This window comes from uncultured Methanobrevibacter sp. (assembly GCF_900314615.1).
Taxonomy (GTDB): Archaea; Methanobacteriota; Methanobacteria; order Methanobacteriales; family Methanobacteriaceae; genus Methanocatella.
This window is the reverse complement of record NZ_OMWA01000013.1, coordinates 1-18,603: the sequence shown is the minus strand read 5'-3', so window position 1 is coordinate 18,603 and position 18,603 is coordinate 1. Positions and strand designations below refer to the sequence as shown.

19 protein-coding genes and 2 tRNA genes are annotated in these 18,603 nt (G+C 34.7%); 18 read left to right on the top strand and 3 right to left on the bottom strand.

Annotated features, from left to right (window positions below):
• The first annotated feature begins 2 nt into the window (after nucleotides 1–2).
• The 5 genes from QZN33_RS05545 (at nucleotide 3) to QZN33_RS05525 (ending at nucleotide 2,629) form a co-directional block, all read left to right on the top strand.
• On the top strand, nucleotides 3–647 hold the full coding sequence (locus QZN33_RS05545; RefSeq protein ID WP_296789958.1) for an HVO_0476 family zinc finger protein: 645 nt from the start codon (nucleotides 3–5) through the stop codon (nucleotides 645–647).
• Complete coding sequence (locus QZN33_RS05540) at nucleotides 631–1,911, top strand: tRNA (N(6)-L-threonylcarbamoyladenosine(37)-C(2))-methylthiotransferase (protein WP_296789957.1); 1,281 nt, start codon at nucleotides 631–633, stop codon at nucleotides 1,909–1,911. The genes QZN33_RS05545 and QZN33_RS05540 overlap by 17 nt, the downstream gene beginning before the upstream one ends.
• Before the next feature lie 199 nt (nucleotides 1,912–2,110).
• Nucleotides 2,111–2,311, top strand: coding sequence for a histone family protein (locus QZN33_RS05535; protein ID WP_042691314.1), 201 nt, complete (start codon nucleotides 2,111–2,113; stop codon nucleotides 2,309–2,311).
• 170 nt (nucleotides 2,312–2,481) lie between these two features.
• A tRNA-Val gene (locus tag QZN33_RS05530) sits at nucleotides 2,482–2,553 on the top strand.
• 3 nt (nucleotides 2,554–2,556) lie between these two features.
• Nucleotides 2,557–2,629, top strand: a tRNA-Phe gene (locus QZN33_RS05525).
• Between the two features lie 121 nt (nucleotides 2,630–2,750).
• Here the strand turns inward: QZN33_RS05525 and deoC are convergent.
• Both deoC and QZN33_RS05515 read right to left on the bottom strand, forming a co-directional pair.
• Entirely contained in the window at nucleotides 2,751–3,488 is a 738-nt protein-coding gene (deoC, locus tag QZN33_RS05520; protein WP_296789956.1) for a deoxyribose-phosphate aldolase, read from the bottom strand.
• A 50-nt stretch (nucleotides 3,489–3,538) separates the two neighbouring features.
• Nucleotides 3,539–5,203, bottom strand: coding sequence for a tRNA uridine(34) 5-carboxymethylaminomethyl modification radical SAM/GNAT enzyme Elp3 (locus QZN33_RS05515; RefSeq protein WP_296789955.1), 1,665 nt, complete (start codon nucleotides 5,201–5,203; stop codon nucleotides 3,539–3,541).
• Nucleotides 5,204–5,305: 102 nt separating this feature from the next.
• On the opposite strand from QZN33_RS05515, the gene QZN33_RS05510 reads away from it, so the two are divergent.
• Nucleotides 5,306–5,581, top strand: coding sequence for a PRC-barrel domain-containing protein (locus tag QZN33_RS05510; protein WP_296789954.1), 276 nt, complete (start codon nucleotides 5,306–5,308; stop codon nucleotides 5,579–5,581).
• A gap of 13 nt (nucleotides 5,582–5,594) precedes the next feature.
• Entirely contained in the window at nucleotides 5,595–5,894 is a 300-nt protein-coding gene (locus QZN33_RS05505) for a DUF2098 domain-containing protein (protein WP_296789953.1), read from the top strand.
• 17 nt (nucleotides 5,895–5,911) lie between these two features.
• On the opposite strand, the gene QZN33_RS05500 is transcribed toward QZN33_RS05505, so the two are convergent.
• Entirely contained in the window at nucleotides 5,912–7,990 is a 2,079-nt protein-coding gene (locus QZN33_RS05500; RefSeq protein ID WP_296789952.1) for a DEAD/DEAH box helicase, read from the bottom strand.
• Between the two features lie 124 nt (nucleotides 7,991–8,114).
• Between QZN33_RS05500 and QZN33_RS05495 the strand changes: the two genes are divergently transcribed.
• The 11 genes from QZN33_RS05495 to QZN33_RS05445 all read left to right on the top strand — a co-directional run bounded on the left by QZN33_RS05495 (nucleotide 8,115) and on the right by QZN33_RS05445 (nucleotide 18,087).
• Entirely contained in the window at nucleotides 8,115–8,378 is a 264-nt protein-coding gene (locus QZN33_RS05495; protein WP_296789951.1) for a thioredoxin family protein, read from the top strand.
• Between the two features lie 34 nt (nucleotides 8,379–8,412).
• Complete coding sequence (gene cbiD / locus QZN33_RS05490) at nucleotides 8,413–9,498, top strand: cobalt-precorrin-5B (C(1))-methyltransferase CbiD (RefSeq protein ID WP_296789950.1); 1,086 nt, start codon at nucleotides 8,413–8,415, stop codon at nucleotides 9,496–9,498.
• A gap of 111 nt (nucleotides 9,499–9,609) precedes the next feature.
• Nucleotides 9,610–10,692, top strand: coding sequence for a glycosyltransferase family 4 protein (locus tag QZN33_RS05485; protein WP_296789949.1), 1,083 nt, complete (start codon nucleotides 9,610–9,612; stop codon nucleotides 10,690–10,692).
• Nucleotides 10,692–11,558, top strand: a complete 867-nt coding sequence (locus QZN33_RS05480; RefSeq protein WP_296789948.1) for a shikimate kinase — start codon at nucleotides 10,692–10,694, stop codon at nucleotides 11,556–11,558. Before QZN33_RS05485 ends, QZN33_RS05480 begins: the two co-directional genes overlap by 1 nt.
• A 102-nt stretch (nucleotides 11,559–11,660) precedes the next feature.
• A complete protein-coding gene (locus QZN33_RS05475) occupies nucleotides 11,661–11,990 on the top strand; it encodes a chorismate mutase (RefSeq protein ID WP_296789947.1) in 330 nt (109 codons plus the stop codon).
• Nucleotides 11,990–12,187 carry a 30S ribosomal protein S17e gene (locus QZN33_RS05470; RefSeq protein WP_292825300.1) on the top strand — a complete coding sequence of 66 codons (198 nt, stop codon included), beginning with the start codon at nucleotides 11,990–11,992 and terminating at the stop codon, nucleotides 12,185–12,187. The genes QZN33_RS05475 and QZN33_RS05470 overlap by 1 nt, the downstream gene beginning before the upstream one ends.
• Nucleotides 12,188–12,414: 227 nt before the next feature.
• On the top strand, nucleotides 12,415–13,635 hold the full coding sequence (locus QZN33_RS05465) for an aspartate kinase (RefSeq protein ID WP_296789946.1): 1,221 nt from the start codon (nucleotides 12,415–12,417) through the stop codon (nucleotides 13,633–13,635).
• Nucleotides 13,632–14,525: a 4-hydroxy-tetrahydrodipicolinate synthase gene (dapA, locus tag QZN33_RS05460; RefSeq protein ID WP_296789945.1), complete on the top strand. Its 894-nt coding sequence runs from the start codon at nucleotides 13,632–13,634 to the stop codon at nucleotides 14,523–14,525. Before QZN33_RS05465 ends, dapA begins: the two co-directional genes overlap by 4 nt.
• A gap of 12 nt (nucleotides 14,526–14,537) precedes the next feature.
• Complete coding sequence (gene dapB, locus QZN33_RS05455; protein ID WP_296789944.1) at nucleotides 14,538–15,359, top strand: 4-hydroxy-tetrahydrodipicolinate reductase; 822 nt, start codon at nucleotides 14,538–14,540, stop codon at nucleotides 15,357–15,359.
• A gap of 8 nt (nucleotides 15,360–15,367) precedes the next feature.
• A complete protein-coding gene (gene asd, locus QZN33_RS05450; RefSeq protein WP_296789943.1) occupies nucleotides 15,368–16,417 on the top strand; it encodes an aspartate-semialdehyde dehydrogenase in 1,050 nt (349 codons plus the stop codon).
• Nucleotides 16,418–16,647: 230 nt separating this feature from the next.
• Nucleotides 16,648–18,087: a hypothetical protein gene (locus tag QZN33_RS05445; RefSeq protein ID WP_296789942.1), complete on the top strand. Its 1,440-nt coding sequence runs from the start codon at nucleotides 16,648–16,650 to the stop codon at nucleotides 18,085–18,087.
• The last annotated feature ends 516 nt before the right edge of the window (nucleotides 18,088–18,603 follow it).

The window sequence follows — 18,603 nt, the reverse complement described above, 5'->3', positions numbered from 1 at the left end:
AAATGGATTGTCCGATTTGCGGTAGTGATGAAATAGAAATTTTAAACTCGAAACAGAAATCATCAAAGAAAAAGGTTACAGAAGAGTATTTATTGAAATGTGAAGATTGCGGTCATGTTTTTAAGGATATCGTTTCCTATAAAAAACCTAGACCTTACAGACTGATTATTTCAGAGCAGGACAAATCTCACAAAACTACAATTGACCTTTCACCAAGCGATGAGCTTGAAACAGGCGATGTACTGCTTTCTGAATTAGGTCAGGTTGAAGTGACAAGCATTGAAATTAAGGATAAGCGTGTTGAAAGGGCAAATCTTGAAGAGGTAGATACCATCTGGGCATCTTCAATTGAAATTCCTGCACGTATAGGTTTTTCAGTGGATTTGCATGGTGAAGTTGACTCATATAAAGTGGATCTTGAAAGGGATTTTGAAATAGCTCCGGGAGATATTGTCAAAATCGACAAGCACATTGTTAAAGTTCACGTTATCAAGACTCAGGAAAGAAAGCTGACTTCCGGATTTGCAAAAGCAAACGTAATTAAAAGGGTTTATTCCAAACCTGTAAAGTTCAATAACTATGACTACGATTTAACTAAAGACATATTCAAAAAACACAAAAGGAAAGACCATGAAAGTATATATTGAAACTTACGGATGCACATTCAATCAGGCTGATTCACAAATCATTGCAGGGGTTTTAGAGGAAAATGAAATCGATATGGTTGACAGTATCGAGGAAGCCGATGTAATTATTATAAATACCTGCTATGTAAAATTGCCGACTGAAAATAAAGTGGTATACAAAATCCAAAAGCTCCAGGAGGAATTTCCCGACAAAAAGATTATTGTCGGCGGATGTATGGTAGAAATAGATCCGGAAAAACTGGAAAAGATTGGTCCGAACTGTTCCTGGATTGGACCTCATCAGCTCAACAAGGCTGCTGAAGTTGTCAGTGCAAGTTACTGCGGTGAAATTATGAGGGCATCCGGTTTTTCAAAGGAAAGCAAAGTCGGTGTTCCTAAATCATCTGATGACAGTCTGATTCACATTATTCAAATCTGTGAAGGCTGTTTAGGTGCATGTACATTCTGCTGTACTCGTTTTGCACGTGGGCCATTGAACAGCTATCCGATTGCAGATATTGTTGAGGAAGCTCGTCAGGCTATTGAAAACGGAGCATGTGAAATTCAGCTTACTGCACAGGATACTGCAGCATTCGGCTGGGACAGCGGTGAAAAACTATCTGATTTAATCAAAGAAGTGGCCAATTTAGAAGGAGATTTCCGTGTACGTGTTGGAATGATGCACCCTAAAAACATTTTAAACGATGTTGATGAAATAATCGATGCAGTTAAACATCCGAAGGTATATAATTTCATTCATTTACCTGTGCAAACTGGAAGTGACAAGGTTTTATCAGATATGAGGAGAGGCCATACAATTGACCAGTACAGAGATATTTTATCAAAATTCAAAAAGGAAATTCCGGATATTACTCTTGCTGTAGATATTATTGTAGGCTATCCGACCGAAACTGATGAGGACTTTGACATGACAGTCAAACTGCTTGAAGAAATCAAGCCAAGTCTGATACATCTGTCAAAATACCAGCACCGGAAAGGTGCAATTTCATCTTCCCTTGAAGAAATTCCTAGGGATGTCATGAAGAAAAGATCAAAATTTTTATCTGAAATCAAATCTGAAATAACTGCTGAAGAAAATGAACATTTAGTTGGAACAACTCAAAATGTTCTTGTTGTTGAAAAAGGTTCAAAAGGCGGATTTATAGCTAAAACTGATTCATATATTCCTGTAATTGTTGATGATGTTGAGTTAGGATCTTTTGTTGATGTCAAAATAACTGATGCAACAGCAACTTATCTTTTAAGCGAGTTATTGAAAGATTAATTTTTTATTATATATTTTTTCTTATTTTCATATTTTCAGCTAATTTTTAACCTTTAATTTTATATAATGTTACTATTTTTTATTGGATTACAAAAGCATATATGATTAGTTGATATGCTATAATATAAGCGATTTTTATTCATTTTTACCGATACCTTTATATATCATTTTATACTATCTTTTAATTGGAGGTGAAATAATGAGTGAATTACCAATCGCACCAGTCGGTCGTATCTTAAAAAATGCTGGCGCACAAAGAATTAGTGACGACGCTAAAATTGCATTAGCTGAAGCATTAGAAGAAAAAGGTGACGAAATCGCACAAAAAGCTGTTAATTTCGCACGCCACGCTGGTAGAAAAACCGTAAAAGCTGAAGATATCAAATTAGCAATCAAATAGATTTGTTAGTTCGTTATTTTTAAAAAAAGCTTTTAAATAAAATCTATTGGCCATTTCTTTGGTGGTCAATTTTTTTTATTTTTAAAATTTTTCTCATTGCCCTCACTTGTTCTATATGATGTGGAGTAAAGTTTATATACTACTTTCTGCATATATTATAATGTTGTATAGGACCGGTGGTCTAGGGGTATGATTCCTCTTTGACGTGGAGGAGATCACGAGTTCGAATCTCGTTCGGTCCATATGCCATGTTAGTTCAGATGGGAGAACGCTAGACTGAAGATCTAGATGTCGCTGGTTCAAGTCCGGCACATGGCATCCCTTTTTACTATTTTTATTGTTATTTTTTCAAAAAGAGTATCTATTTTTTTTAAAAAATTATTTTGTGTTAATGTGGTGTTTTTTTTAAAAATAAATTTGGATTAAATGGAAGATCCATCTAATCTTTTTTGGTTAATGTAATCGGTTTTGGTGTTACTTGGGTGTTTTCTCTTAAGTCTTTGTATCTTTTAACAATTTCATAACCCATGTCGCTTCCTATTTTATCTGCTCCTGCGGTTAAAATCTGGTTTGCAAATTTATATTCATTTACTCCGCCGTATATTTCAATTTTGATTTTTGGAGCATGTTTTAGGAAAATGTTGATGTCATTGACGTTTTCATAAATGTGGTTTGGTGATACAAATCCTGTTGCGGTTTTAACATAGTCTGCATTGCAGTTTTCCGCTAATTTTGCAGCATTTGCTTTTTGATAGTCTTCAAGTGCTTTGGTTTCGATGATTACTTTTAATATTTTGTCTCCAACAGCTTCTCTTATTGCTGCAAGTTCCTTTTCAAGCAAATCGTATTTTTCATCTTTAAGGTAGCTTAAATTTAAGACTACTTCTATTTCGTCTGCTCCTGCATCGATTAATGATTTTGCATCACAAACTTTGCTTTCTGTATTTTCAAAGCCTAAAGGAAATCCGACTACACTTCCAACTTTAATGTCGGTATCTTTTAGAATCTCTTTTGCTAATGGAACATATGTTGGAGCGATAACTACAGAATTGAAATTCAATTCCTTTGCTTTTTCAAGAAATTCAGTCATTTCTTTTTCAGTTATCATGTTGTTTAAATTGGTGTAGTTAATGTAACTAGCCAATTCTTTTGAATTTTTTATATTATATATTACCATATTACCACTCTCTCAATTAGTTAGTATATATACGAATAAACTATTTAAAGTTATGCTATTTTTTTAATCATGTAAGGTCCGACCTTTTCATATCCGAACTTGCGATAATAATTTCTGGAACCTATTCCGCTTATGATTGCAACCTGGTCATATCCTTTGTCAACGGATAGTCCTTCAGCTTCCTTAAGCAGTTTTTCACCAAATCCGGTATGCTGGCCGATTTTAGGATTTTTATCACCTATTTTTATCATGTTTCCATAAACATGCAGTTCCCGTACAAGTGAAGTTTTATCAGTAATTTCCGGACGGAAATGATCTTTTGAAGGAAAACGCAATCTTAAAAATCCGGCAATACTTTCTTCATTAACGTCTTCGATTGACAGGAAGTTTTCCTCACCGTTACATGCGCTGTATTTCTCATTGAATAATCTGAAATCATCTAATTTATATTCCTGTGAAGTCTTTTTATGACCTATTTCACGACATCTGATGCACTGGCAGTTAATGTGATTTTCTTCCAGCTTATTGTAGACAAGCTCTCCCAGGTTGGATTTTTTAACTCCATCCACAATCAGCGTTGAAGGGATATCCCTCTGGATTCTCATGGTTCTCACCCATTTCGGAAGGATCGCTTTGACTTTGACAATCAGCTCAACAGCATCCTCGTCACGATACGGGGTATATTTTCCGGCTTCCCACAAATCATACAGTTCGCTTCCCTGTGTAACAAGACACGGATAGATTTTAAGCATGTCCGGTTTGAAGTTATCGTCTGAGAAAAGTTTTTTAAACATTTTCAAATCTTCTTTTTCATCTACAAAGAGCCCGGGCATCATGTGCATGGCCACTTTTATGGCGGAATCCCTTAAAAGCTGGTTTGCTTCAATGACATCTGCAATTTTGTGTCCACGTTTAATTCTTTTGTACAAATCATCGGATAATGTCTGAACTCCAAGTTCAACCCTTGTCACTCCAAAATCAAGCATTCTGTTGATATGTTCTGTTTTACAGTAATTGGGACGTGTTTCAAATGTCATTCCCACACATCTCACCTTGGAGCTTTCATTTGCCTTTTGAACATCACTTATAAGTACATAATCACTTGGAGGATATGTCTTTAAAACGCCTTGTTCAAAACCTCTGATTTCATCTTTATCAAGATTATATTCAAAATTATCAGGTTTGTTTTCCATTATCAGTCCGAAATCAGTCATTGCCTTCAGGCATTGTGAAGTGAACCATTCCTGATAGCAGAGATCTCTTGAAGGGAATGTCCCTCCCATGATGATAAGTTCAACTTTGTCGATAGGATGGCCGATTTGTTTTAACTGCTTTAATCTGTTAAAACATTGAACATACGGATGAAATTCATACATTCTTCCCCTGAGCGCTGCAGGTTCCTCACCTGTATAGCTTGGTGGTGCTATATCACTTTCAGGGCAGTACATGCATCTTCCATGAGGACATTTGTGGGGATGGCACATTACGGCAACAATCGCTACTCCAGACATTGTCCTTGTAGGTTTTTTCTTTAAAATTCCTGAAACAAGTTCTTTTTCTTCAGGCTTTGCATATCTTAGGATATCTGCATTGCTCATGAATTTTGACAGTTTTAAATCACGGCAAAGCTGTCTTTTTTCAACTTCAAGTTCACGTCGACTGGATATTTTTCCGCTTAAAATATTTTCAATAATGATTCGACATGCTTCTTCCATTTTCTTCACCAATTATTTAATAGTTAATGTTATATATGAGTATTATTTAAATAGTTAATGATTTATAATATAATATAATATTAAAATTTAAAAGGTGAAATAATGAAAATTAGAGAATTTTTAGGTTCTACTGTTTTAGATAAAAACGCATACGAAGTTGGAAAAATTGGTGACATCGATTTTGACCCTGCAACCGGTGCTATCGAAACAATCACTTTAACTTTACAAAAAAATATCTTCTCCAAAGATGAAATCGAAATCAAATTCGAAGATGTAGCAACAATCGGTGCATACGTTATCTTAAACAAAGAAATTCCTCAAGAAACCGAAGAAGAAACTGTAGAAGCTACTATTGAAGTTGAAGACGACGAAGAATAGACAGGTAATTTTTATGACTTTTGATGCAAGAGATAAAGAGATTACTCTTGATTCACATGTCCGATATGTCGATACAGGCACAATAGGCAAAGTCTTGGATATCAAAACCAAAGATGGTGTCGATTGGGTAAAAGTCGACAAATCCGGATTGTGGTATCGTTCAAATCTACTCGAATTGCTTGATGAGAAAGACCTGAAGAAAAGGTCTTCTGATGATGGTGACGATGAAATAGATGTTGAAGCATTAAAAGAAAAAGCATCTAGATTAGAAAACATGCAAATGGATTCTAGTGTTGCTGAAGGAGGAGGTTAATCCTACCTTCATTTTTTTTAATTTTCCACAAACAATCTAATTTTTTCAGCAAGTTTAGGACCTATTCCTTCAATTTGTTGAAGCTCTTTTTCAGAAACTCCACTTAAATCATTGCCGAAAATTTTAACGATATTTCTAGCTCTTTTTCTACCTAATCTTTTAACTCCTACGACTAATGGTATAATGTCATCTTTAACACCGTAATAAAGTCTTGCAGACAATATATCAAAGTCCTTGAGATTGGAATAATTTCCCAGTACCTCTGAAGTATTTTTGGCAAATCTGACAAGTCTTGATGCTTCATAAGCTGAACGTCTTGTTGATGCTGAATAAACATTATATCTGTTTTCAATTTCGTATTCATTTCTTTCATTGACCCATTCTATAAGAGAAACGGTTGTCGCTTCAGGATTTCCGATATCTACGGCAAACAGGCCAACTTCAGATAGTTTTTCCCGAACAGGATCTTTTGATTTTCTTCCTTTAAATGAGATCAACGGCAGGTCAGGAGTTTCAGACAATGCATAAATGAATTCCTCAACATTGATTTCATCTATTGTTGATATGTATTCCTTAATCTTTACTGCTGTTTCAACGGAATAATTTGATCTTGCAATGAGATTTCCGAAATCGGTTGTTTTAAGACCTTCCGGTGTAGCTCTGATAATTCCATTGTGCAGTAAAAATTCCAATGCGCTTTCAAGTTCAAATCTGAGGCTGTCTGTAGCAAATAGTGACATTGATGGATTGTTGCTCATCTGATATCCGTATAATGTTTTTGAGAAGAAATCTGTCAGGTCTTCTAGGTCTTTGGATAATGTAGATGCAATCTGCGCAATGATTTGTCTGTAAACAGCATCCTTATTGTCAATAAGTTTTGAATTGGTCAGCTCTATTTCTCCTTCAACATAATACTCCTGAAGGTTCTGTGCTTCATCCATTGTCTTTGCGATAAGATAGGAGTATCCCACATCATCATATTGTGGTCTTCCTGCTCTTCCGGACATCTGTTCGTAATCAAAAACAGGAATAGGCTGCGGTCCGTTGCTTGTCCAGCGGGTATGGTCTCTGATAACTACGGTTTTTGAAGGTAAATTAACTCCATACATTAAACTTGGAGTTGCAGTAATCATTAGAATATTTCCTTTTCTGAATTCATCTTCAATAATCTCTTTTTGCTCATTGAAGAGGCCTGCATGGTGGAATGCAACACCTTTTTCAGCGGCTTCCGCCAGCTTGACGCAGGTTGTTGTTGGAAGAGATCCTTTCTTTTTTGGAACTTCAAGCAGTTTCTCGGCAACTTCCTTGAATCTTTTCTTCTGTTCCGCATTGATTTTCTTTTTGATTTTTCCGGAAACGTATGTGGCCAGACTTTCTGTAAATCGTCTGGTGGATACAAATGCAAGAGCCTGTGATTTATCTTTCATTGCCTTTTCAATTACTTTAACGATAACGTCATTTTTATTTTTTGTATTGAACATTTCAGCATCCAGCACTTCTTTATTTAACGGCACCGGACGATAATCATGCTCCACACACCTTCCTTCAAGCCATCCTTCAATCTCCTCGATGTTTCTGAGAGTTGCAGACAGTGCAATTATTCTCATTGAAGGATTGATGATTTTAGCTCTTGTAATGGCCGCTTCAAGAGTCGGACCTCTTGAATATTCCCCGATCATGTGAAATTCATCAATGATTAATGTGTCCACGTCACGCAGATTGTCCCATGAAAAGCGTGTAAGTGCATCGAATGATTCAAAAACCATAACTGACAGGTCTGCACTGGACGGGTGTTTGCCCACACTGATTCCGTGTTCTTCAAATGCCTTAAACTCTTTCACCTTTTCATTTTGAATTGAAAGAAGAGGTGCGGCATAGATGGCTTTGCCTCCGTTGAGTATTGTTTTTAAGGCAGGCAAAACTCCCAGTACTGTTTTCCCACTGGCTGTAGGTATGCAGATGATATAGTTTGATGTATCATCCAGATATCCAGATTTAATTACAGCTTTCTGCGCAGGATTAAAGTCCTTAATGTATGGATATGTGCTGTTTATTATTGTTTTAATTTCTTTTGGTAAAGTTTCCATTTTAATCATTTAAATTTTATTTTTCTAATATATAATAAATATTTCCAGAGAGCGTTTGATTAGTAATGTGGGTAACAATTATATATAACAAATTATAAAATAATTTTAAATCAAAATATAGGAGATTAATACAATGGCAATTAAAGTAGAAGTATTTTCAACCAACTCATGTCCTCATTGTCCAGCAGCAATTGATGCTGCTCAAGTAGCTAAAGATAAATTAGGCGACTCTATCGATGTTGAAGTATTAAAAATAGATGAAAGTAATGAAAACAGAGAAAGAGCAATCAATTATCAGATTATGGCTGTACCTACAATTGTTATTGATGGTAATGTGGAATTTGTTGGCGCACCTACCGAAAACGAACTTATTGCAGCATTAGAATCTAAATTATAGATTCTCTCTTTTTTTTATTCTTTTTTTAGTTAAAATGACTGACGACAATTATATTGGAGTTACAACAGGAACCATTGCAACAGCATGTTCTCTTGCAGCTCTGGATGCAATCATTGATTCACCGGATATTGCCTGCGTTAATGTGGAAACTCCTAAAAAGACCTTGGATATTATAATTGATGAGTGCAAAAAATTATCTTCTTTTAAGGCACAGGCCAGCGCTCATAAAAATCCGTATAATGATCCTGACGTTACAGTTAATCTGGAAATAACTGCAACAGTCGAACTATTGGATAAATCCGATGAAGACTCCAAGGTTATTATCACAGGTGGTGTCGGTGTCGGTAAAGTCACAAAACCCGGCCTTCAGATACCTGTCGGTGATTATGCAATAAATCCTGTTCCACGACGCATGATTGTCAAAAATCTGGAAGAAAAGATTCCTGAAGGAAAAATGGCTAAAGTCACTATTTCCATTCCTGAAGGGGTGGAAATTGCCCGCAAAACTATGAATCCGAAGCTCGGTATTGTAGGTGGAATATCTGTTTTGGGAACAACCGGTATTGCAAGGTCAATGTCCAGTGATGCCTATAAAAACTCCATTGTAACTCAAATAGATGTTGCAATTGCCTCACACATTGACGATTTGGTTTTTGTTCCGGGAAATATCGGTGAAAAACTTGCCTTAAAACAGCTGAACGTTTCAAAAGAACAGATTATCCAGACAGGTAATTTTGTCGGTTTCATGTTTGAAGAAGCTCGAAAAAGAGGCATTAAGAAATTCACTTACTTCGGACACATGGGCAAGCTTATTAAAGTTGCAGGAGGAATATTTGACACCAAACATGCAGTTGCCGACGGAAGACGTGAAATAATGGTTACTCATGCCGCACTCTGCGGAGCCGGCAGGGATTCTCTTCAAAAATTATTTGAATCAAAAACAACCGATGACATGATGGATATTCTAAATGAAATTAATCTTTCAGTTGAAGTTTCAAACAGCATTGCTTCTGCAATCCATGAAAGATGCCTGCAGCGTTTTGATTTGGATTTGAATGTGATTCTGGTTGATATGGAAGGAAATTATTTAAATAATAACATGGAATCCTATGGGAAATAATCTTTCCATACTTTTTTTTGAATAAATGATTTTAGTTTTTAACACAGTTAACTTAATTATTTAAACAATAACTTAATTATATATTAATATAAGTTATGGAGTTAATTTTTTATGAAAATAGCTATGGTAGGTCAATTTCCGCCTCATGTGGGAGGTGTAGGTGTTCATATTCATACTTTATCAAAAGAGCTGGTCAGGCAGGGTCATGAGGTTTATGTAATCACATATCCTCACAAAGACATTAAGGATATTGATGGAATTCATGTAATCGGAACAAAAGGACTCAATATTCCTGGCGTTAGAGGATTGATGTTTAAAAAGAATGCAAAAAAGGCATTGGAAAATCTTTTGAAAAAAGAAAAGATTGATATCATTCATGGCCATTATCTCTTTCCTGCAGGAGCTGCCGCTGTTGAAGTAGGTAATGCTCATGGAATAAAAACTTATGTTACCGCACACGGATCAGACATGTTTGAAGTTTATAAAAAACAGGCATTAATGCGTTCAACCATAAAAAATGTATTGAAACGTGCAGATTGCGTTCTTGCAGTAAGCAATGCCTTAAGACATGAAGTTATCGCTACAGGAGTTGCCGGAATTTCCCAGAAAACCAGACTGTCCTGGAACTCTGTCGACATTGACAAGTTCTCATCCGAGGTAAACATGTCATTTAGAAATGAACTTGGCCTTGATGATAAGCCGGTTGTAATGTTTGTTGGAAATATCATTAAAAGGAAAAATGTCGAATCCCTGATTGAAGCTAAAAAAATTGCAAACAGCGATTATTATCTTGTCATAGTAGGTAACGGACCGCTATTTAAAAAACTTAAAAAGAAAGTTGAGGATGAAAATATCCGTGATGTAATCTTTACAGGCTCAAGGGATGATGTGGAAAACATTATTCCAAGCTGTGACGTTTTAGTTTTACCTTCATTTTCTGAAAGTTTCGGTCTGGTTTTAATTGAAGCTTTAGCCTGCGGCAAACCCGTTATCGGCAGTAACGTTGGTGGAATAACTGAAATTATCACCAAAGATGTAGGACTTCTTGTCAATCCGAATAAGGTATCATCCATTGCAGGTGCAATTGATAAAGTAGTGAATGATGATGAATTCAGATTGAATCTAGCATCTAATGCAAGAAACAGGTCTTTGAAATTTTCCGAAATAGATATTCCTTATGATGAGGTTAAATAATGAAAAAAACAGTAAGGTCTCCAGGTTCAGCAACAATTATCAATGCAATAGCAACAGGTTTCGGTTCAGCATTCGGTATCGGATTGGATATTGTGTGTGAAGCCAAATCAACCAGTAACTCAATAACTTGTTCAAATGATGTCGGTGCAGACAATACTCTTATGGAGTTGTGCGTAAAAAAGGTTTTTGACCACTATAACATTAATGATGAAGAATTCGGTATAGATTTGAAAACCAAATCAACTCTTCCTATGGCATCAGGTCTTTCAAGCAGCAGTGCTTCTTCAAATGCAATCGTTAAAGTAATATCTGCTATTGTCAGTGAAGAATTTGATTTGAAACCTTTAGATGATTTGGAAATTATCAATATGGCAATTGACGCATCCCTTGATGCTGGCGTTACAATTACAGGTTCATTTGATGATGCAACAGCTTCATATTTTGGCGGAGTCGTCGTTACAGACAATAAAAATAGGGAATTTATCATCAGGGAAAAAATGTCAGAATCGCCTATTCTGGTTTACATGCCGAATTTCTATTCAAAATCCGGAGATTCAAATCCTGAAAGGATGAAACTGCTGGCGCCATTAGTTGAAACCGCTTTCGGTTTTGCAAAACAAAAGGATTATTTCAAGGCTTTGAATCTGAACGGTTTAATCTATTCTGCAACATTGGGTTTTAACTCTTCAATTGCTATTGATGCTCTTGAAGCCGGAGCTATTGCATCCGGACTGTCTGGTACAGGTTCTTCTTTTGTAGCTGTTGTCAGACAGGATTCAATTGATGATGTTAAAAGCACATGGGAGAAATACGACGGCAGAGTCATAGAGACTTTTGTTGATAATGATGGTTGTCAATTATTGTAATTTTACAAAATTTTCAGAGATTTTTCAAATTTAAACATATAGTTTATATAGTAGGATTATAATAAATTATATTATTATCATTATTATCAATTTGGTGATTTTTTGAAAAGCGAATACGAAATTAAATCTTTTAAAAGTAAAGAAGAAGCAGAAAACCTTCTCAAAAAGTCACGAAATCGCATTGATGAAATAGATAATGAGTTATTTAGTTTAATTTCTCAAAGGACATCTATTGCAAAGGATATTGCACTTTCCAAGAATTATCTTGGGATGCCAATATATGATAAAAGCAGGGAAGATGCAATTCATGAAAAAATTGATGAACTTTGTGAAGAATTTGATTTAGATGTTGAAATAATCGATCAAATAGTAGACATGCTAACTATTTTAAATAAAAATGAGCAGGAAAAAATTTTAAGGGAGGAATGTTAATGGGCAATATTAGAACTTCATTTGTTAAACGTTTAGCAAAAGAACTTATCGAAACTCACAAAGGAGTTTTTACTACTGATTTTGAAGAAAACAAAAAATTAGTACAGGAATACTCTACTGTAAGTACTAAACATTTAAGAAATAAAATCGCAGGATATGTTACAAGGCTTGTAAGGTTAGAACAAACCAGAGACTAAGCTTTTTTCATATTTTTTTTACCACTTTTTTTAATACTTTTTATTTTATTCAACTATTTTTTTTGAATTTTGTATAATTTTTTTAATTTTAAATCTCATAATACTGTTAAATTTTCAATAAAATTTTAATTAAAAGTTTATTAATATGGTTATATAAAAATATATATGAATATTTTTGTAATGTCAAAAATATAAAATGAAATATCTATAAGAAATAGGTGAATTTAATGGATTTAATAGTAGCAAAATTCGGAGGAACTTCGGTAGGTAACGGTTCCAGAATTAAAAAAGCGGCTCAGTCCGTAGTAAATGAGTATATGAAAGGTAATCACGTTGTAGTTGTTGTTTCTGCAGTAAATAAGACAACTGATGATTTAATTGGTCTTTCCAATGAAGCAATCGGTGAAGGTCTGACTGACAGACAGAAGGCAGAAATTATGGCTATGGGTGAATTAACTAGTGCTAGGGTATTTTCTGCAACTATTGAATCTTTAGGCGTAAAGTCTGAATTTATTGATCCTTATAATGAATTATGGCCAATAATGACAGATTCCAATTCTCTTGAAGCTAAAATAGATTTCGGTACCACAAATAAAAAAATAGTAGGTATTGAAAATCTTATCAATCAAGGTATTATTCCTGTCATTTGTGGATTTTTAGGCAAAGGGCCTAGCGGTGAAATCACCACCCTCGGAAGAGGTGGAAGTGACATTTCAGCATTTTTAATCGGCCACTGCTTGAATGCAAATGAAGTTGTAATTGTCACTGATGTAGACGGAGTAATGTCAACAGACCCAAATAAAATTGAAGAAGCTGAACTTCTTGAAGAAATCAGCGTAGAAGAAATGAGGGACTTGGCAACTCATGGTGCGCAAGTATTGCATCCTCATGCATTAAAATATAAAGATCCATTAATAAGTGCAAAGATTATCAATTTTGATGAAGGTGATTTGAATGCGAAAGGTACTCGTATTACAGGACCTTTTGAAGGAGATATTTTAAAATCCGTATCACTTTATCATGAACCTATTTCACTCATAGTTCTCGTAGGTGAGGCTATGCTTAGAAAAGTGGGACTTTTAGCAGAGATTACAACATGTCTTGCTAATAGCGGAATAAATATTTTTGGAATTTCAGCAGGTCAGAATTCAATCACATCTTTTGTAAGTAAAAAAGATTCAGAGCAGGCTTATCATATTTTACACAATCTTGTTGTTGAAGATGATGTCTTAAGTTCTCTTTCACTTGGAAGAGATACTGCTATGATTACTTTAGTCAGTCCGGACATTATTGAAACCCCTGGTATTATTTCTAATATTACAGAACCGCTCAGGAAAAATCATATTAATATTGTTGAAATCACTTCCTCTCAAACTGCAGTAGTATTGTTTGTTGATTGGAACGATGGTGAAAGAGCATACAAACTTGTTAACGAGGTTTTAGGATGAAATTTGAAGGAACATATGTTGCAATGGTAACTCCTTTCGATGAAAATAAACAAATTGACGAAGAAGGTTTTAGATCAAACATCAACTATCTGATTGATCAGGGTGTCGACGGTCTGGTTGGTGCAGGAACTACTGGTGAATCAGCTACACTTAACCATGAAGAACATCAGAAAGTTATTGAAATTCTGGTTGATGAGGTTGACGGAAGAGTTGAGGCAATTGCCGGAACTGGAAGTAATGCTACATCAGAAGCATTGTCATTAACAAAGTTTGCAGCTGATGCAGGTGCAGACGGGGCATTGTTAATTACTCCATACTATAACAAACCGCAGCAGCATGCACTTGTAGACCATTACTCCACTATTGCGGCGGCTTGTGACATTCCAATCATCGCATATAATGTTCCGTCACGTACTGGAAGTGACATTGCTGTAGAAACTGCAGTGGAACTGGCTAAAGTTGAGGGTATTGAAGCTATTAAAGAAGCAAGCGGTAGTGTGGATAAAGTTTCAGATATCTACAGAGCACTTTCCCGTGAAGGACTTGAAGATGACTTTAACATTCTTTCAGGTGAAGATTCCCTCACATTGCCTCTCATGGCAGTGGGTGCAACAGGTGTTATCAGTGCGTCTGCAAATATTGATGCCAGAAGAATGGTGCTGATGGTCAACAGTATCCTGAATGATGATTATACAAGAGCAATGGAACTTCACTATGAAATGGTGGATTTAATAAGGGCTCTTTTCATTGAAAGCAATCCTGTTCCTGTCAAAACTGCAATGAATTTGATGGGACTTCCTGCAGGACCTTTCAGACAGCCGTTATGTGAAATGAAAGAAGATAATTTAGAAATTCTTAAAAAAGCATTAAAAGAATCAGATTTAATTTAAGCAGGTATTATTATGATTAAAGTAGCAGTTACTGGAGCTGCAGGTAGAATGGGCTCCGGTATTGTAAGAAAAATAACTGAACAAGAAGACATGGAAGTAGTTGCAGCTATTGAAATACCAAACTCTCCTCTTGCAGGTAAAGATATAGGTATTCAGGCAGGTATTGATGAACTTGGCGTTGAAATAGTTGGAGCTGAAAATCTTGAAGAAGCATTAAAATCTTCAGGCGCTGATGTATTGGTTGACTTCACTATTGCTCCTGCAGCTGAAAAAGCAATCGAAACAGCTTCCGCATGTGGAGTTGGTGTTGTTGTTGGAACAACTGGTTTTACAGATGAGCAAATGCAGAATAATGCTGAAAACATCAAAAAGAACAATGTTCCTGCTGTAATTTCAACAAACATGTCCATTGGAGTTAACGTATTTTTCAATACATTAAAGAAACTGGCACCACTTTTATATGATTATGACATTGAAATTATAGAAGCACACCACAATCAAAAACAGGATGCTCCATCAGGAACAGCTATGACCGCATTTGAAGTTATAGCTGAAGAGCTTGGACGTGACACTGAAGAAGTTGGAGTATTTGGTAGAAAAGGTCTTGTCGGCAAAAGAACTCCAGAAGAAATCGGTGTTCATGCAATCCGTGGTGGAGACATTGTAGGAGACCACACTGTAATGTTTGTCGGTGAAGGTGAAAGAATTGAAGTTAAACATCAGGCTCATACAAGAGAAGTATTCATTGCCGGTGTAATAAGAGCTATCAGATACATTCCTGAAGCTGAAAAAGGAATTATCAGCAGCATGAATGATGTTTTAGGTTTAGACTAGGTGAAAATATGGTTAATGTTGGTGTATTGGGTGCAACCGGGATGGTTGGCCAAAGATTTATTCAATTATTGGAAAATCACCCTGATTTTGAAGTAACAGCTTTAGCTGCATCTTCACGTTCTGCAGGTAAAAGATATGAGGATGCTACTACATGGTATTTAGATAATGAAATGCCTGATTCTGTTAAAGACATTAAAGTTGTTGAAACTGATCCTGCTCAAATGGATAATGATGTGGATATTGTATTTTCATCTTTGCCAACTGAATTTGCAGCAAAAGTTGAAAAGGATTTTGCAAAAGACTATGTTGTTGCAAGTAATGCAAGTGCACACAGGATGAAGAAAAATATTCCATTAGTAATTCCTGAAGTCAATCCTGAATGCTTAGACATGATAGATGCTCAGCAAAAGGAAAATGACTGGGACGGATTCATTGTTACCAATCCAAACTGTTCCACTATTGCTTTAGCATTATCCCTAAAACCTATTGTTGATAATTTCAACGTTAAAGCTGTTAGGGTATCAACCATGCAGGCTGTATCTGGTGCAGGTTATAATGGGGTTCCATCAATGGCTATTGTCGATAATCTCGTTCCTTTCATTGGTGGGGAAGAAGAAAAAATGGAAAGCGAATCCCTCTATCTGTTGGGTTCTTATGATGGTAAGGATGTAATCAATGCAGATTTCAAATTAAGTGCATCTTGTCATAGGGTGCCTGTTATTGATGGTCATACTGAAGCGGTATTCATTGAGTTGGAAGATGACTTTGACATTGCTGATGTAAAAAGTAAAATGGCAAACTTCAAAGCATTGCCACAAGAACTTAATTTATTCTCCGCTCCGGAAAATCCTGTTGTTGTCAAAGAAGAAGAAAACAGACCGCAACCAAGAATGGACAGAAATGCCGGCAATGGTATGGCTGTAACTGTTGGTAGATTAAGAAAAGATGCAGTATTTGATAATAGTTTTAAATATGTTCTTGTTGGACATAATACTATTCGTGGTGCAGCTGGTGCATCAATATTGAATGCTGAGTTAATTAATGATAAAATACTCTAATTTTATCAATTTATTTTTTCTATTTTTTTTAATATTTTTTGTTTTTTCTATTATTTTTCTAATTGTTTTTATTTTCAATTTTAAGTTATTGTAAGGGTTTAATTTAAATAGTATAAAATAAATATTTTATAGCAAGGAATTATATTGTATGAAATATCGGAATTTTCAAATTCATTAATATACACTAATTTGAAATCGATATTGGGATAAAATTTAAACTAAGGGATAGAATGGAAATAGGAATTGATGCTGAAAAAGATACACTACAATCTTTAATTCGGTCTTGCCTATTGGAGCTTAATAAGTTAAAATTAGACTTAACTAAACTTGAAGTGGAGAAAGCAAACGATACTACTCCTCAAAGGATAAAAGAACTCGAAAAAGATATTGTAGAAAAAGAAAAAGAAGTTTCTGTAATTAAATTTAAAGCTGAAGACGAAATTAACCTCTTGAAAAAACAACTTGAAGAAAAAGATTCTTTAATTAAAAATCAGGAGGACAGAATATATGAGCTTGATTATGTAAATAATTCTCTTGATGAAATCAAAGAATATTTCGCTGAACAGTTAAGAGAATACAAGAAAAAAGAATTAGCTGACGTTAATGAAAGATTAAATGAATCTTTTAAAAGTGTAGCTGAAAAAGAAGCTCAGATTAATTCTCTTTCCAGAACCATTGATGAATATAAGATTAAAGTCATCAAACTGGAAAATAATGTTGAGTCCAAAACTCAGATTATGGAACTTGAAAAAGAGCTTGAGCTTAAAAACAGTGAAATTCTTCATAAAGAAGATGAACTGTCTAAAAAAGATGATCAGTTAGGCATCTTGAAAGAGCAGACCATTCCTAAACAAGAATATATTGATTTACAAAACCAGTTTGATTCCAAGATTGGTGAAATGACTGATGAGATTAATAACTTAAAAGAAAATACTATCCCTAAAAAAGACTATACTGATCTCCAGTCTCATTTCGAAACTGAAATCAATAATCTGGATAATCAAATCAATGTCCTTAAAGAGAGCACAGTTCCTAAAGAAGAGTATGTCAATCTTCAAAATAAATTTGAAAATGAACTGGTTTCAAAAGATAATCAGATTGAATATCTAAAAGAGCAGACTATTCCTCGTGAAGAGTTTATTTCCGTTCAGACCAAATTGGAAAATGAATTGGCATCAAAAGATAATCAGATTGAGTATCTTAAAGAAAAAACTGTTCCTCGTGAAGAGTTCGTTTCCGTTCAGACCAAATTGGAAAATGAATTGGCATCAAAAGATAATCAGATTGAGTATCTTAAAGAAAAAACCGTTCCTCGTGAAGAATTTATTTCTGTTCAAAGCAAATTCGAAAATGAACTTGCCAACAAGAACAATGAGCTTAAGTATCTTAAAGAACAGACTGTTCCTCGTGAAGAATTCATTTCTCTTCAAACTCAGTATCAGACTGATATTAACTCAAGGGATAATGAGCTCAAATATCTAAAACAGCAGACTGTTCCTCGTGAAGATTTCCTCAATCTTAAAAATGAACTTAACAGAAAAAATGATAAAATCAAAAGATTGGAAGAAATCAATACTTTCTTCAATGAACTTCAGGAAGAACAAGAAGCTTATGATACTATCGAAAGGACACCTCCTTTCAGATTAGAGAAAAAACAACAACGTAGGTAATTAGAATTCCTTTTATTGGGGTTGGATTTCTAATTTAGGAGTTTTTTAACTCTTTTTTCTACTTTTTTTTTAAAATTTTACTTTTTCTTTAGTTCCATCTATCTGTTGTGATAATTAACTTATTTTTTTACATTAACATTTAATTTATTTACTTTGATGATTTATTATTTGGGTAGTTGCTGAGTCTATGTTAATATAATGGATTGCTTTTTCAATATTTCGGCCTTTCAAAAATTAGCAGTTTTTGCCAGGATATCTTTTTCTTACTTTTATTTACTTTATACCATAAAGTATTTATATAACCTTAAACTCATGTATTATGTAGAAAGGTTTAGTCAACACTATAACTAATTTATTTTTCATGTTGATTATATAAACTGATCTAATTATTTATAAATTAAAAAAAGGTGATTATTAATGGCACAAGGACAACCAATTTTTATTTTACCTGAAGGTACTAACAGGTCTGTCGGTAGAGATGCACAAAGAAATAACATTTTAGCTGGTAAAGTATTA